This window comes from Streptomyces sp. NPDC059398 (assembly GCF_042751845.1).
GTDB lineage: Bacteria > Actinomycetota > Actinomycetes > Streptomycetales > Streptomycetaceae > Streptomyces.
In genome coordinates this window covers 4,368-5,197 of record NZ_JBHYWP010000183.1, presented here as the reverse complement: position 1 = coordinate 5,197, position 830 = coordinate 4,368, and the positions used below count along the sequence as shown (strand labels likewise).

The 830-nt window shown below is 69.8% G+C and carries 1 protein-coding gene; it reads left to right on the top strand.

Annotated features, from left to right (window positions below):
• The first annotated feature begins 235 nt into the window (after window positions 1-235).
• Entirely contained in the window at window positions 236-775 is a 540-nt protein-coding gene (locus ACFXBC_RS34635) for an ATP-binding protein (protein WP_385033951.1), read from the top strand.
• Window positions 776-830 lie beyond the last annotated feature (55 nt).

Below are 830 nucleotides of genomic sequence, written 5' to 3'. Positions count from 1 at the left end.
GGTACGTGCCTCTACCGCCGCCGGAGGTTCCCGTACGGGTGGGGGCCTCCGGCGTCAAGGAAAAGGGCCAGGTCAGGCCGGTGCCGCTGCCGCGCGTTGCGGATTCACCCGGATGGGGTGACTCTGGTGGAAGTCAGTGTGTGTTTAGCCGATTACTTTCGGTTTCCTCGGGGCTGTCATGTCAGACGAGGTGAGGCCGGTACACCGCCGCCCACCCTGATGAGGAGACGCAGTCGTGATCACAGAGACATCCCGCGAGTACGTACTGGATCTGGAAGCAACACCCGACCGGGTGCCGCAGGTCCGGCGCATCGTCGCAGCGCATCTACGCCACTGGCAGCTCGAAGAGCTGATCCAGCCGGTCAGCCTCGGCGTGTGCGAGCTGCTCACCAACGTCCATCTGCACGCGGGCGAGGACAAACGCTGCACCCTGGAACTGCGCTTGACCGGCCGCAACCTCACCGCGGCCGTGCTGGACGCCAGTTCGCGGCTGCCGCGACTGCGCTGTGCCAGCCCGCTGGTGACCCAGGGCCGCGGCCTGCCGATGGTCTCCAGCCTCAGTGACAGCTGGGGTACGCACGCCACCGATGGCGGCAAAGTGGTCTGGTTCACGATCCGTGCCCAGGCCGCCGCCTGCAGCCCGCTCGAACTCCGTACCCCCCTTCCGGCCGTCTCGACGGCTGCCCGAGGTCTCGGTCTCCCCGAGCGGTCCGCGCTGCCGCAAGGACGCGCCGAGGACGCCCGGTTCGCGGAACTCGTGGACGCCGGCTCCTGACCCCGCCACCGTGGGGGGGGGGCGGCGCGCGCGCCGCCGCCGGGGGCGGAGCGTA